This is a genomic window from Lacisediminihabitans sp. FW035 (assembly GCF_054880895.1).
Map to the genome: position 1 here is coordinate 1,740,499 of NZ_CM142187.1, position 14,307 is coordinate 1,754,805.

14 protein-coding genes are annotated in these 14,307 nt (G+C 63.6%); 9 read left to right on the forward strand and 5 right to left on the reverse strand.

Annotated elements, in window-relative coordinates:
- Positions 1 to 914: 914 nt before the first annotated feature.
- The 4 genes from ACVXZ4_RS08375 to ACVXZ4_RS08390 all read right to left on the reverse strand — a co-directional run bounded on the left by ACVXZ4_RS08375 (position 915) and on the right by ACVXZ4_RS08390 (position 3,932).
- Positions 915 to 1,151, reverse strand: a complete 237-nt coding sequence (locus tag ACVXZ4_RS08375; protein ID WP_461797761.1) for a hypothetical protein — start codon at positions 1,149 to 1,151, stop codon at positions 915 to 917.
- 635 nt (positions 1,152 to 1,786) lie between these two features.
- Positions 1,787 to 2,098, reverse strand: coding sequence for a hypothetical protein (locus ACVXZ4_RS08380; protein WP_461797762.1), 312 nt, complete (start codon positions 2,096 to 2,098; stop codon positions 1,787 to 1,789).
- Between the two features lie 191 nt (positions 2,099 to 2,289).
- The gene (locus ACVXZ4_RS08385) at positions 2,290 to 2,604 is read right to left on the reverse strand and encodes a hypothetical protein (RefSeq protein WP_461797763.1); all 315 of its coding nucleotides are present in this window, start codon (positions 2,602 to 2,604) and stop codon (positions 2,290 to 2,292) included.
- 14 nt (positions 2,605 to 2,618) lie between these two features.
- Positions 2,619 to 3,932, reverse strand: a complete 1,314-nt coding sequence (locus tag ACVXZ4_RS08390; RefSeq protein WP_461797764.1) for a hypothetical protein — start codon at positions 3,930 to 3,932, stop codon at positions 2,619 to 2,621.
- Between the two features lie 147 nt (positions 3,933 to 4,079).
- Here ACVXZ4_RS08390 and ACVXZ4_RS08395 point away from each other — a divergent pair, with 147 nt between their 5' ends.
- The 9 genes from ACVXZ4_RS08395 to ACVXZ4_RS08435 all read left to right on the forward strand — a co-directional run bounded on the left by ACVXZ4_RS08395 (position 4,080) and on the right by ACVXZ4_RS08435 (position 10,574).
- On the forward strand, positions 4,080 to 4,343 hold the full coding sequence (locus ACVXZ4_RS08395; protein ID WP_461797765.1) for a hypothetical protein: 264 nt from the start codon (positions 4,080 to 4,082) through the stop codon (positions 4,341 to 4,343).
- 254 nt (positions 4,344 to 4,597) lie between these two features.
- Complete coding sequence (locus tag ACVXZ4_RS08400; RefSeq protein ID WP_461797943.1) at positions 4,598 to 5,293, forward strand: DUF2637 domain-containing protein; 696 nt, start codon at positions 4,598 to 4,600, stop codon at positions 5,291 to 5,293.
- A 45-nt stretch (positions 5,294 to 5,338) separates the two neighbouring features.
- Positions 5,339 to 5,650: a hypothetical protein gene (locus tag ACVXZ4_RS08405; protein ID WP_461797766.1), complete on the forward strand. Its 312-nt coding sequence runs from the start codon at positions 5,339 to 5,341 to the stop codon at positions 5,648 to 5,650.
- Between the two features lie 287 nt (positions 5,651 to 5,937).
- Positions 5,938 to 6,327, forward strand: a complete 390-nt coding sequence (locus ACVXZ4_RS08410; protein ID WP_461797767.1) for a hypothetical protein — start codon at positions 5,938 to 5,940, stop codon at positions 6,325 to 6,327.
- Positions 6,328 to 6,402: 75 nt separating this feature from the next.
- Positions 6,403 to 6,720, forward strand: coding sequence for a sigma-70 RNA polymerase sigma factor region 4 domain-containing protein (locus ACVXZ4_RS08415; protein WP_461797768.1), 318 nt, complete (start codon positions 6,403 to 6,405; stop codon positions 6,718 to 6,720).
- A 2-nt stretch (positions 6,721 to 6,722) separates the two neighbouring features.
- Positions 6,723 to 7,277, forward strand: a complete 555-nt coding sequence (locus tag ACVXZ4_RS08420; RefSeq protein WP_461797769.1) for a hypothetical protein — start codon at positions 6,723 to 6,725, stop codon at positions 7,275 to 7,277.
- A 135-nt stretch (positions 7,278 to 7,412) separates the two neighbouring features.
- Complete coding sequence (locus tag ACVXZ4_RS08425) at positions 7,413 to 8,450, forward strand: hypothetical protein (RefSeq protein ID WP_461797770.1); 1,038 nt, start codon at positions 7,413 to 7,415, stop codon at positions 8,448 to 8,450.
- A gap of 131 nt (positions 8,451 to 8,581) precedes the next feature.
- Positions 8,582 to 9,631: a hypothetical protein gene (locus ACVXZ4_RS08430; RefSeq protein WP_461797771.1), complete on the forward strand. Its 1,050-nt coding sequence runs from the start codon at positions 8,582 to 8,584 to the stop codon at positions 9,629 to 9,631.
- 307 nt (positions 9,632 to 9,938) lie between these two features.
- The gene (locus tag ACVXZ4_RS08435) at positions 9,939 to 10,574 is read left to right on the forward strand and encodes a hypothetical protein (protein WP_461797772.1); all 636 of its coding nucleotides are present in this window, start codon (positions 9,939 to 9,941) and stop codon (positions 10,572 to 10,574) included.
- 50 nt (positions 10,575 to 10,624) lie between these two features.
- Here ACVXZ4_RS08435 and ACVXZ4_RS08440 read toward each other — a convergent pair whose 3' ends face one another.
- Complete coding sequence (locus ACVXZ4_RS08440) at positions 10,625 to 13,525, reverse strand: RHS repeat domain-containing protein (RefSeq protein ID WP_461797773.1); 2,901 nt, start codon at positions 13,523 to 13,525, stop codon at positions 10,625 to 10,627.
- Between the last annotated feature and the right edge of the window lie 782 nt (positions 13,526 to 14,307).

Genomic DNA, 14,307 nt, shown 5'->3' on the forward strand with positions numbered 1-14,307 from the left:
CAAGTGGCACCATCACTTCGCGAGACCGACGATATCTGGGCCGCACAACTTTGCTGCGACGGACCCTGGCAGGAATCTGACCCGGTCCCGGTGAGAACGAATCCGCCACTCGAACCTCCGAGCCTGCTAACGCCACCGGTTATCGGAGAAGACTCCCTTCACGTTCAGGCGGTTCCCGGTGCCATCGTGGAAGTCTTCCTCTGGACGGACAGCCCGACCCTGTTTTTCCTGGGGTCGGCCGCCGCTACGTCGCCGGATTCGCGAATAAGGGTTTACCGCGCTTTTGCGAAGGGAGACAGGGTCGAGCTTCTGCAACGATTCTGCCGTAGCTTCTCGAAGCTGACCTCACCGTCCCCGTTTGCCGTCCCGGGCGAAGTTCGATTTGGCCTTCCAATTGGGGAAGATCTTTGGTACCCAAGTCCGCACTCGATTACAGGAGGGCTTACCTGCGCGGCGAGAGGGGTTCCTGCAGTGACCATGACGTGCCGAATTGACGGAACGTGGGTATGTACGGCAAATATGACGAACACTGAAACCTTCGGCATTGCTACCTTCGTTCTTACCGTTGAGATCTCTGACACAGAGGGTGTACTTTTTCAGCGAGATTTCGAGGGCCAGCTCATTCCCGCCGGATCTCAGATTTACAGCGCGCGAGGGGTCCCGATATTGGCGAGTAGACACGTTTCGTGGCCGTGGCGGGCCAAGAGGCCCCCGGTCGAGATCAGCTTCAAAGAGGGCGCTACGTGGCAACGATTGAGTTACGCGACGGCGAAATTCACCCTATCCACTGTGTCGTGGGGGTCCGGCGAAATAACAGACGAGATGCTAGACGACGAGGTGTAATCGCCATGTCCTGCGAGAGTCGACTGTGAGCGTGCAGCGGAATTTGTCAAGGTGAATGAGGCCAGGGGGGTTTAGGCTGCTAATTCTGTTCCGGTGTTCCCTTCGGTTGCCGGGGTAGTGCGGTTCAGGAATTCGTTCTCAACCTCGATGTGTGATCGGTAGCCGATCTCGCCGTGGAGGCTGCGGTTGTTGAACCAGTCGATGTATTCGGCCGTCGTGATCTCGAGGTCGTTGATACCTCGCCAGGGTCCTGTGTTGCGGATCAGTTCGGCTTTGAAGAGGGAGTTGTACGCCTCGGCGAGGGACAATCGTAACTGTCTCCTTTGGATCCGACCGAGGCGACTGCCTCGGCATCAGCGAGACGGTCGGTGTGACGAAAGGCTCGATATTGAACTCCGCGGTCGCTGTGGTGTATCAATTGCGACAAGTCCCGCCCTGCCCGGCGGCGAGTCCAGATCCGCATCTCCAACGCGTCGAGGGACGGGCCGGGGCGCGCGCGAGCGGATGTGAGCGGGTGTGTCGTTCCGAGGACACAGCGACGACGGCGGAGACGATGCCGGGAAGATGACGGGGTGGTTACGGACAGGGACGCTTGCCGGAGCGGCGAAGCCGTGGAGGCGCGAGTAGCCGGCGCCGGGCGATCATGACCGTAGACGGGGAGACAACACGGAGAACGCCCCGCCTTGCGTCACGAGGGCGACGGAGGCGAGGCGTTCAGGGGCGGGTAGGTACGAGGAGAGGGCGCCTGCGGAGGCGAAGCCGGAGCGGGTTTCAGCCCTCGCCGGGCAATCATGCAGACGGCACCGACGGCGACGAGCCCGCAAACCCAACGCCGACGGGGCGAAAACAGAAACGCCCCCGCCAACGCAGCGAGCACGTGGGCGAAGGCGATTCGCTCCGGGATGGACGCGGTTCGGAGACGCTCGCCGAAGGCGAGGTGGAGTCAGCGTAGGGCCGGTACTCCCATCGGTGAGGCAAGCGCGAGGCTGGCGTGCATCGCCGCGGCGGAGAGGAAGCCGTTCGACTGGGCCCAGGCCGCCAGCCGGCGGGCGCTGGCCTGATCGGCAAGCTCGGCATGGCCCAACTCGACGGCGGCGCGTTCGAGGTCCCCGGGCGTCCCGTTCGTGTGGGCGAGCTCCAAGGCGGCTTCCGCATCGAACATCCGGTTACGCGCCGCGGTGCGACGCTGCTCTTGAATGAATAGAGCCGGCTTCAGCCCGACGAGCTGGGCTCGAAGGCGGGGCGAGAGCTTCACTGCACGGCGGCTCTCGGCAATCGAGGGGAGATCGTCATCGTCTTGATCGAACCGAAGGGTGCGATCAGCCGGGTGCGCTGCGTCGACCAGTGACGATCTCAGCGCCCACTGTGCCCGGCCTGCAGCGCGGTTTCTATCCACATTGGCGTGACCAGCACACCGCCGGCCTCCCTCGGACGTAGCGCGGCACATCAGATCGCTCCGGTGTCGGCACCGAGGATACGGGCGACGAGAGCGCCTGGCCCGCGGTCGAGCATGTACTCCGCAGTGCCGGCGGCGTGGGCGATCGCGGCATAGGCGCCCGCGCTGGTGAAGGCGTCTGCAGTCCAGAGCTCACCGTCGAAGATCTCGACGGCGGCGTGGTCTGCTGCTGCTTGCGCGGCCGGGACTCGGAGGGGACCGGCGAACAAGCCCTCACCGGTTTCGTTTGCCGACCATGAGGTCGAGAGGTCTCCGCCGTCATCGGTGGTGACGATCACAACGATCGTTTCCTGCTTGGGGGACATGCTGTTCCTTCCGATTACTGGACCCCGCCGGCGGCTGCGGGCGGAAGAATGAAGACCACGATGCTCTTCGCGACGGCGTCGTCGTGGCCGAACTTGACCAGGTCACGGCGGAGAAGTCCGGCACCGATCTGACGCATGCCCGGGTCGGTGATCTCCGCGCCGAGCTCACGGGCGGCTGCAGATGCCCAGGCGCGGATGGTGTCACGAGACTCGAGCGCTGCCGGTACAAGGCCAACGCCCTCTCGTGCCCACACCTCGCGGAAAATATGGGCCACGTACTTGGCGTCATCGCGCCGTTCGTTCAAGGCGGCCGTCCGAGCAGCCGACTGCGCCTTGAGCTCACGCATGCGGTCCTCGGCGAGGTCAGTCGCGATGGTGCGATCGCCGAGATCAGCCAGATAGAGCGCAAGGTCCAGGCCGAGTTCACCGAGCCCTGGCAGATCGCGGAGGAGGTCCTGGGCGAGCTTCCCATAGGCCTGCTTCGTTAGACCAAGCCGGTCGCCCTCGGCAAGCTCGACTGCGCCAGCCAGCGCGCGAACGTATGCACGGGATCCGAGGTGACCTTCCCAGAACATCCAGATCGGGGCGGCGGCGGAGCTGATGATCGCCGCGCCGTCGTTCGTGGTCAGGGCGCCAACTGCGAGAGCGTCAACGACATCCGCATTGACCCAGGCGGCTTCCGCCTGCACCGGCGTCAGCTGGGCAGCGATTCGGTAGCGGCCGACCCCGCCTGAGACGTCCTTGACCTTGCGGATCCAGCCGAGCTTCTTGAGAGCGTTGAGCACATCTCTCGCACCCTCGAACGAGCGGCCGGTCTTGGCTGCAACAAACGAACGCGTCAACAGCACACCGTGCTTGCCAGTAGCCCGAAGGTGGTCGATCTCCATCATTCCGATGACGGCGAACACGTGACGGCAAGAGACGATCATCCGATCTGAAACACCGACCGCCACCGGGTCGACCGGCGCCGTGAGAATCCCAACGAGGCAGCGCGAGACGGACGCGACCTTCTGCGCTCGCGCGTCCGCCGCCCCCGGCAAGGAGGAGGAGCCGGAGAGCGTGAAACCACGAGCTGCCCGCACGAGCTGCCGGTACAGACCAGACCGCGCTCCCCGCGCGATTGCTTTCACGTTTTCATCGCCAAGGCGAAGCAACGAGAAGCGTACTTCCGTCGCTGTCGCTCCGGCCGGCAGCGCAGCGCACAGCGCTGCGAGAACTTGTCGGCGCCCCGGCGCTCCGCCGGCGTAGCCGGCAAGGGCCGCACCGACGAGCTTGTCGACGTCGACTTTGACCGAGTCGGCGGGATTTGAGGTGAAGGCAACGCTCATGATCCCACCACCTTCAGCGTTGCCAGAGAACGCTGACGCTTGCGGCAGGCGGCACTCTGGGCTGACGGGGGAGTGGATGCAGGGCAGGACGGAGACCGGAAACCATCCGAGAACACCGGCGCGGAAGAGGTTGGGGAGGCGAGGCTCATGCAGTGGCTCGCTTCGCTCGCCACGCCCGCTGCAAGCACCCGCGGCGTTCCCACCCCGACGGCGAAGCGGAGACACGGTCGCGTCGAGGAGCTGGGGCCGAGTGATGACGTGGAGGGGGCGGTGTGGGGGCGGGGCGTCGCGCACGCGAGCGAAGCGAGCGGGTTGGTGCTTCGAGAGGGCGTTGAGGTTTCGGTCGAGTGGGTGGAGGTCTCGGAGATGGGGATGGTGACGACGGCGAAGGTAGGGGCAGGGTTCGGGTGAACGATTGTGACTGTGTTCTGACGATCTATTGATCTCTTCAGTACTGTCCCGTTCCTCTCTACTTTTGAGCTCTTCATCTGTTCCTGCTCTCTTCTTCTGGCGGCTGATTCTTTGGGGACATCGATTTCCTCAAACACCATGTGCGCGGCGTTTGTCGCTCCATGCGGACGAGTTTTGGCTGACCTCTTTGTCGCCGCGCACATGTCAGTCAGAGAGAAGTTCACCCGCCGACCACCGAGGAGATCCCCGTGTCCATGCCCCGTTCGATCCATGCCACCGCCGGCCGTATCCGTGCCGACTCGAAGGCATACATCACCGCCGTGCTTGCCGTCGTCGCGATCACGTTCGGGGCCGCTTTCGCGGTCTCCGCCGTGAGCCAGTCGGCCATCGGTCAGCTCGCAGGCCTGCCGCCGTTCTTGTCTTGGCTCGTGGCGATCGCGATCGACGGGGCCACGCTGGTGTCGGCGCTGGGGATCGCGGCGAAGAGAAGCCGCGGTCAGAGCACCAAGAGTGGCTGGGCGTCGATGATCGCCTTCGCGCTCGTGAGCGTCACGCTGAACGCCATCCACGGCCTCAGCACTGGCCGAGCAGGGGAGAGCCCCGTCGTGCTCGCTGCCGTGCTCCTCGTCAGTGGGGTCATGCCGCTCAGCATCCTCTCGGTGCTGGAGAACGCATTGGCAGTCGCCGTGGTACCGGTCGCCGCGGGTGCGAGTGCGGAGCACCTCCAGGCTCTCGCTCGTGTGAACGACCGAGCGGCCGCAGCGGTAGACCCGACGGTTGCTCCGGCCCGAGCACGCCGAGGTAGCGCTCAGGAGTCTGACGGTCATGCTGCAATCCGCGATGCGTGGTCGTCCGGCCAGTACACCAGTAAGAAGGCACTGGCCGAGGTTTTCAATGTCAGTGACACGGAGGTGCGACGCGCATTGAACCCAAGTCCCGCCGCATCTTGATAGTCGAACACCCACACCCCATCACTCCTGAAAGGATCACCCCGAATGACGCCCAAGAACCCCGAGGCCGCTCTAGCCTCACTGACCACCCTCGCCGCCGCCCAGGCTGAGATCTCTGCCGCCCGAGCTGTCATCACCCGTGCGCGCTCGCTCTCGTCCGCGCAGGCCGCAACGGCCCGTAAGACCGGCGCCTCGTGGGCTGAGATCGGTGCTCAGTGCCAGCCAGCGATCGGTGCGACGGCCGCACGCTGGCGGTATGCCGGCGACGCCGGAGCCGCGGCAAAGCGTGCCGCTGACTCCAGGCTTCGGTCGAAGGCGCGCACGGCCCTGATCGCGGAAGCGCGGGTCGCTGCCTAGAGGGTCGACCGAACGGCCCTAAAGGCCCCTTTCATGCTCTCCAGAGCGTGGCAGGGGCCTTTTCTATTGCCATAAGAAAGAATTTTTCGAATTGTTTTGACGCCAAGATCCCCGGAATTCCGGGGGAGTTTCGGGTTGACGGGGATTTTTACGGATCTGGCCAGAGAAAGTCCAACTTTTTTCTCAGATTTTTGCGCACCCCCACCCATCTAGGTGGTGAGGGCAGTTGAACTACCGCCCAAAAAATTACCAGCCACCGAGTCACCAGCCTTAGAGAGGCCATCAAAATGCCAACATTCGCCAAGACAGTCGCAGTCACCTTCCTCACGATCATCAGTATCGGGTCGTTCTGCGGCCTGGCCGGTCCGTCCATCGTCGCCGCTGATTCGACCGGTCTGAGGGTCTTTCCTTCAATCGAGCGGTCGGTACTAGCGGCCGTCCCAGCTCTCGGCGCAGAGAAGAAGCAGCTCGATAGCGCTGCGGCGGCCTACAAGGAAGCTGCGGCATCAGCCTCCAAGATCGATCGTTCTGACGCCGTGGCAGCTGCTGCTGAGGACCGGCCGATCAGGGGGAGCGAAGTCGTTGATCTTGCCAATTGCGGCGGGGCGACGACCATCCAGCTCTCCGCAATGCTCGTCGAGGCGGGGGGCGAGGCCCTGGTCTGTTCGAAGGGTTAGGCCCCCAAAAAAGCACCACCAGCACCACCCGCACGACCCCATCCCATTCACACATACAGCCCAGAAAGGCACCCCATGCGTAACGCACCGTCTCAGGTAATCAGCCTCGAGGAGTACGTCGAGACTCACCAGATCGCCGCGACCACCCCATCCGCAGAGGAAGCCGCGGTGACCGAGCTCCAGAAGGCTGAGCTCCGGCGCTGCGTCGCAGCCCTGCCGGAGCTCCAGCGGGAGGCTGTGGTCCGGGTATACGGGCTGAACCTGCCCGCCGGCGTCATTCGTCCAACCCAGGAGGCTGTGGCGGCCTCACTGAGCGTCTCAGCCTCGCGCATCGCCCGCGTTCTCACCACGGCACGTCGCACCCTGCTCAGCCAACTCGAGATGGCGGCCTGATCATGACGACGACCACCACTCGCGGGATCGAGTTCTACAGGCCGTTCGACCGGCGGATCCATGCTCTGGCCAACCTCTCCGGCTTCGAGTTGAAGCATGAGATGACCGCGCTCCTCACCGAGCTCCTCCCGATTGTCAGCCAATGGCTGCCGAAGGTTCGCCGTCGCAATGGCGACCACAACGGCCAGCACCGTGAGGATGCCGAGTCGGAGGCTGGGCTCTGCCTCTGGCAGGTACTTCTGGCGTTCGCGGGCGGCAAGAACGCCGACGTGGAAAACACGATCCCGTTCATCCACCGGGCGATTGAACACGCGCTCGGACACTTCTACCGCGGAAGCCAGGCACAGAGGGTATCCGGCCTTGTCACGGCAGGCCGAAACGAACGCCGCATCGCCGGCATCGACCGGGCTTTCACCGCCAAGCACGGCCGCCGCCCCTCAATGGAGGAGCTGACTGCCGCCGCTGATGCAGACCATCGCAGCCGTCGGCAGGACCCCCGCCGAGCAGGTCACATCAGCCAGGCGGCCGTGAAGGAGTGGATGTGCACGGCGACATAGCGTTTCGCCGAGCCACCTCATCGCTCGACCACCCACCACGTAGCAGCATCCGCCGGGTACCCATCAACCCGGCGGCATTCAAGTCCAGGAGAGGGCGACGCCAGTAATACAGAACCAGATCGGGTAACCGTAACCATGAACACAGCCACCAGTACCATCGAAAGCCCCGCACTTCCTACGATCGTCCCGCCCGCCGGCTTTGAGCTCAACTCGACCTGGCAGATCGCCTCCGGCGAGTGGCGGTCATCGCCCCGGCGTACTGGTGCGAAAACAGAGAAGGCGGAAGAGTCCAGCTCGGACCTGCCAGCTCTCTACGCCGCAGCCCGGTCTCGGAAGCCCCGCCCGCTCCGTCCGACTCGTCTCAAAGACGTCGGCAAGGCCGTACTGTTCACAGACCTCCAGGCAGGCAAGACCGACCACCGCGGTGGCACTGTCGAGCTCATCGAGCGCATGGCAGAGAAGCGCGAGCTGCTCGATGAACAGATCACGCGGGACCGCCCGAGCTCCCTCGCCCTTCTTGATGGCGGAGACGGTATCGAATCCTTCGCGCAAACCGCCGGTCAAGCGTTCACGAACGACCTCTCGCTCATGGACCAGGTCGACGTCTACGCCACCGAACTGTACGAGATGATCCGCATGATGGCCCGCCACGGGGTGCCGATCACGGTAGCTGGTGTGCCCTCCAACCACTCGGCTTGGCGGAACGGGAAACAAGCACTAGGAAAGCCGAGCGACGACTGGGGCCTCCACGTCCACAAGCAGGTCGAGAAGATCACCCACGCCCAGGGGCTCGACGTCGCATTCGTGAAGCCGACCGACCAATACTCCGAGAGCCTCTCCTTCGATTTTGTCGGCCATCGCATCGGACTCACGCACGGACACCAGGCCGGGCCGGGCAAGTTCGGCGACTGGTTCTCGAAGCAAGCCCACGGCGGCGGGCCGCTGTTCGATGCTGACGTCGTCGCCACAGGTCATTATCACTGCCCGGCGTACAGACTGATTGGTCGCCTGCCGAACGGGTGGCAGCGTCACCACATCCAGGGGCCAACCCTCGACAACGGTTCCGCCTGGTATCGCAACTCGTCGGGTGGGACTGACTCAGACCCCGGGTTGATGACCTTCGACGTGCGCCCAGGCGTGCAGTTCGATGTCGGGGCAGTGGGGATGCTGTAGCCGTCGAACCGTTACCTATCCGATACTGCGGCGCCGTCCTTCGCCGCACACATACAAGGCAGGGCACCGGGCCAGATTTCAGTGCCTGTAATGCCACCGAAACCAAGACATCTCGTGAACGGAGACCCAGCATGACCGTCAGCCCAACCCTCACTGCACGCGGTGTGAAATCGCGTCTCAAGCGTCGAAACGTGAAGTCGCTTCGCGCTGCATTCAAGAACAGCACTGGTGCAATCGACCTCGCCTCGATCATGGTTGGCGTGCTCGTCATCGGCATCATCGGCGGGGTCATCGCTGCGACAGTGTTCGCTGTTCTACCCTGGTCGCAGGATGAGGCGGCGAAGGCAACGCTAGGTTCAGTGCGCACTGCGGAGGCGGCCTTCTTTGCCGCGAACGGCTCTGCCTCCTATGGGGACTTGTCGGAGCTCCAGGCGCCGCTCTTCTTCTCTGTGGGCTCGGGTGCACCCCGTCAGCCAGCTGCGTCGGTCACCGCTGCAGGTGCCCCACTGTTGCCGGCGTCCGATCAGCCGCTGACCGTGATTGCAAACTCGAACGGTTGGGCGGCCGCTGCAACCTCAGCAGCTGGTGTGATCTACTACGCATCGTCAGGAGATATCACCGTTTCGACAGCTGTGCCAGCGGTACTGCCGGACGGACTCGACCCGACTGCCCTGACGGGCGCTGCCGAAGGAGAAACTCCGGTTTACACATCAGCTTCGCAAACGGTGCAGATATCGCGAGTCTCATTGGCCGATGGAAGTCTCCCCGTGTGGATGATCTCTGTCACGTCGATCCTCGCTTCAGACAGTCCATACAACGCAGCTCTAACTCCGCCGAAGCTGCCGCTCCTCTCGGCCCCCGACTTCACCGGAATCTGGGGAACTGACCCGTTGCTCAACATGTCGACTACCAACGGGACCATCGTCTTGTCCGACGGATCCGCTTTCCCTCTGATGGATCACAGCACGTTGCAAGGTGACTTCGGCGTCGACGGTTCCCACCTTCGCCGAGTGCGGATGAATATGTCCGTGTCAGGATTCGGTGCCTTCTCCCCTCGTTGGGCCTCTGTTGCCGAGGCGGAAAAGGCGTTTGTGGGAGCAAAGGTTGTGTTCGTTCAGAACGGCCAGACGAACACCATCGAGGTGGAGCCAGATGCAGAGTTCGGGTTCCCATCTCCATGAGCCCGGACCAAGAGCGTGGGGACTCGCAAACCTTGACAATCCGGAGTGAGCATTGTCAGCTTTACGGTTCCAGCGAGAAGGAACAGTGATTCCGAGATGAGTTTGTGCAGTATCGGGCTATGCGCGGCGAAAGCCGTTTGGCCGCATATTAGGGAGGTAGAGCGGCCTACGGAATCCACGTATACGACTGGAGTCGCGCTCGGGTTGACATCGCCGCGCATAATGCTGGTGATCAAGTGGATAAGGCGTCCACCGTCAAAACGGAAAGGAGGTGTCTTCAGGGGCGCCGAAACAAACGGAGCTCAACATGAAGACACTGACTACCAATCTGGCACTCGCCGCTATCATCGCCGCGACCGTCATCGGCACCCTCGCCGGTTGCACCCCGCAGGCTCACACGGCCGCGCCGAAGCCCACGCACAGCTCCACCGCTGTTGCCACGCCGAAGCCGACCACGGCACCGGTCGTCAAGGCACCTACCGCTGAGACGATCACGGTCGGACAGGAGCTCACCGCTGACGAGACGCTCGCTCTGAAGAGGAACTACTCGGACCTTTCGGCCGCTGGAAAGGTCATCTACACGACGAGTGCTGGTGTGAACATCGTTGTGGCTCGGACCCAGCCGCTTCCTGCGGTTGTTGTTGCAGATGCGGCCGCGAAGACGGCAGCTGCAGCTCAGGTCTCAGCATCCGCCGGGGATTCTCTCAACGGAGCGGTTCAAAGCCAGGTGGACTCACTCGGTTCGATGACCTCGAAGAACCTGATTGTAGTAACTTCGGTGTACTCATCTGATGGATCTGGTGCACCACTCGCTTGGCGTTGGATTGCCGGGACCCGTGGTGCCGGTGCGCACTACTTCGGCAGCCAGTCAGCCGCACTTGCCTACGCCACAGATTTCGTCGCTCACCAGGCCGACCCGTCAGTTTGGGCAGTCATCTCTTAACAAAAACAAATGCTCCCGCGGTCACAAACCGCGGGAGCATTTGTTTTTTGTTAGCTGCAGGAGTTGACCGGTCCGAGTGGCGACGCCGGGACGCTGGTGAAGCCGGACCATCCGGTCGAGTTCCCCGCCCTAGCTCTCGCCCCTGCTGATGTCACGAGTTGGTTAGTGCAGAGCGAATCGAGTTGATAGTTGCCCGATGAGGCGACTACCGTTGCGGTATCCGCGGTGGACCCCCACGCGCCGTTGTAGTGCCCGCCATATTCGTATTTTGTCGCATCTGCAACAGCCCCGAAAGTGATGTCTGAGGCGGCACCGCCAGCCCTTCCCTGCGCCCATCGCGCGCTAACCCCGCCCGGCGCACCCGGCACTGGCGCTGCGGTGATTGTGATTGTGGCCGGGCGTGCTGCTTTCGCTGGCCCGTCTCGCCCCGAGTATGAAGAGTGGCAGAGCGCCGACGCGGTGTACGTCCTGGGACCGGTGGTGCTATGACGTGTGGTGAAGGACCCGGAAACCTGCCCTCCGTTCGGGGCAACGGTCCAAACGAGCTGGAGAGCGGTGGGGCAGGAGACTCCGCCCAGACTTACGCCGAAGGTCGTGTTCACCTGGGCAGAGGAGGCCGAGAGACTCAGGGTAGGAGTGCCGTTGGGGGTAGGAATCGATGTGGGCCACCCGGTGGTCGCGCCGGCGCTTGGTCCGGAGACCGTGTACGGGGATTCGCAGCGGGCGTAGACGGCGTAGTTGTAGTTGAAGCCCCAGTTGGTGGCGACGTCCATGTTGAGGGTACGTACCCAGGTCGGGTCGTTGCCGGCGCCGATTCCGGCCACGAACCAGTCACGGAGGTAGGCAGGGACGGTGGTGTTCGGGCAGACGACCGCGGTGTAGGTGAACCGGTCGTCGTCGATGCCGGACGGCCCGCCCGCGTCGTGTCCGGCGATGGCTGCCGCCGGTGCGGGGATCGGACGAACCCAGGTGGTGGTGGTCGTCGTTCCGGGAGGCCCCTGTGTGTAGGGGGAGACGCATCGGGCGTGCACGTCGAGGATCAGCTTGTCGCCCTGCTGGACGCCGACGACCGGCTGTGTGGTCGCGGCTGACCATGCAGTCCAGGAGCTCATCGCTCCGTCGTTGACGCTGTAGCGGATCTGGTACTCGGGGGTGGTGTTTACCGGGCAGCCGGTCGTCGGGTAGGTGACGGGGATCGGGTCGGAATCGTTGGCAGGATTCGGAGTCGTTACCGTCGGCGGCGCCGGCTTAGTGGTAATCGGCTGCACGAACGTGACGGTCACCGGGGCGCTGCCGGGTGAAACCTGCGCCGGGCTGTAAACACACCGGGCCTGCCCGGTGATGACCGCCTGGTCACCTTCACCGAGCGTGTATTGCACGGCAGGGTTCGCCGACCAGACGGAGGGCGGCTCGGTGCCGGCTTCGTTCAAGTTCCGGGTCTGGGTGTACTCCGGGTGGGTGCCGGCGGGGCAGACCGCGTCGTCTGAGGTGACGGTGAGGAGCAGACCGGTGGAGGTTGGTGTGAGTCCCGGCGGCAGGATGAACGGCCATGGTGTCAGAACGGTTCGTGGCGCTGACGGGGAGCTCACGGTGGGGCCGACAGCTGCGGTTACCCGGTTGGCCATGTCCACCCCGTAGGTGGAACCGAGCGGGTAGGTGATGGTCTCCGTGGTAGCGGTAGTCGGGTTCGGGGAGGCGGTCGCGTTGACAGCGTACGGGCCGCCGTTCCGGCTGAGTTCTGTTGTGTACTGAGCGGCGAGGGAGGTGACTGGCGCCCAGGTGAGGGTGTGTACGTTCGGCGGGGTGCCGGCGGTCGCGGTGAGCACCGGTGTCGGAAGCGGCTGCGTGTACGGGAAGGTCGCTACGGACGGCTTCGTGGAGGTCGGGCAGGACGCGGTGACGGTGACTTCACCGACAGCACCGTTCTGGACTTTGTCGAGGTCAGTGGGCAACGGTGCGTCGAACGTTTCCGCGGACGCGGTTCGGGTCTTCGTCGCGCCGACCGTGCCAGTCGCCCAGACGATGTCGTATCGGGTGGAGTACGGGCCGCAGGACACCCCGCCGAACTGGACGTTGATACCCTCACGGACACCACCCATGACAGTGCCGATGGTAGAGGAACGGGTGACTTTCAGGTTGGTGACGATGCTGGGGTCGTACACCGTTTGCGTTGGAGGGGTTTCGGGCGCGCCAGCGATGCCTTGGCTGACTGGGGTGATGCTCGTGTCTCCGCGGAGGGTTGAGGGGCGAGGGCCGGAAACGGGGAGGGTGAGCTTGCCGACCAGGTTGATGCGCTCCGGCTGGGTGAAAGCCCATTCGTAGTTTCTCCACCAGGTCGCACGAGCGTTGGTGGACGGCACCGCGGACCCGGTTGCAAGACCGATTTCCTGCCCGGCGACGTAGTGCAGGTCCCGGTCGGCGGCGTTCGTCGCAACGATCTTCGTGGAAGTCGAAAGCCCGGCGAGTGTCAACGACTTCACCGATGACAGTGGGGTGATGTTCGGGTCCACTGATTGGACTCCGGCAGCGTTCGTGACCAGGTCACACTTCGGCTGGGAGAACTTCGAGACGGTGTTGGTCAGGATTCCGGAGTCGAGTGTCCAGACTGACTTGCGGCATTGGTTCGCTTTGTCGTCGCCGCGAGCGACATACACGCCGGGTCGGTAGCCGGGCTCTTCATAGAAGGTGGCTTGCTGGGTGTCGCGGACTTTCACCTCGGAGGCGTTGCTCGAGTCCTGCGACCAGGCCTTCTGGGCGGTTGCGAGGGTGATCGAGCGAACCTGGTCGGTGACGAAGTTCCCGCCGAACTGAATGATGATCACCATGACCCCGAGGACGACGGTTGCAATGAGCGCCGAGACGAACATCGACACGATCGTCAGTACAGGGTCTGCGTCACCACGTTCGGAGCTCAACCGAGACCACAGCCGGGTCAGCATGTTACGTGTCATCGGGTTCACTCCTTCACTCCCTTATATGTATGCGGCGGAGTTCCACAGCCGCGCGTCCCCGGGACGCTCCCACCATGCCTCCGCGGCGCCCTCTACTCCCGCGCCGTCACCCCGTCGCGTTCATGCCAACGGCTGACCGCCGTCTTCTTCCTGCTATCCGGCGTGCTCGCGTTGAGGAGCGGTACCCGCGCCCCGCCTGTGTGGCTCAGATGTGACTCGGACCCTCATGCATGCCGGCGAGCGCCGTGGACTCCAGATGGGTTCGGCGTGTGAAGGGAGATGTTGTTCTTCGGCCAGAGCTTGCCGGTGATCACCAAAGGCGCCGCGAAACTGGGTGTGATCTACTTCAAGATCTAGCAGCTGCCGAATTGCCGCGACGAGATAGTGTTCCAGTCCGAGGCGGAAGCATTCGTCGCCCGGAGGATCACCGAGATCGAAGCAAGGTGGGCGATCTACTCGGCTGAGAACGACCGGTCAGGGGAGAGGCGCCCTGTTCGTACCGTTCGGGAAGCAGCTGAACGCGGCGGCCCGAGTCAGCGAACTGTTCAGCGCTCTGCATGTCCAAATCAGCTGGCGCCGCCGTCCGCCTCGGACTTCCCTCTCACTGGGGGTCGAGATCCGGCGCCCCTGTCCCCAGCCACTCTTCATCCCCTTCGAGCTCTTCCGATTTCTCGTCGTCTTCCGGGTGCAGCGGGGTCACCTTGGTGTTCATCGGATCATCGTGGCACGAGCTTTAGCCCGGCGAAAGGCCAATCAGGTTCGTTGCTGGACCATGAAGTTCG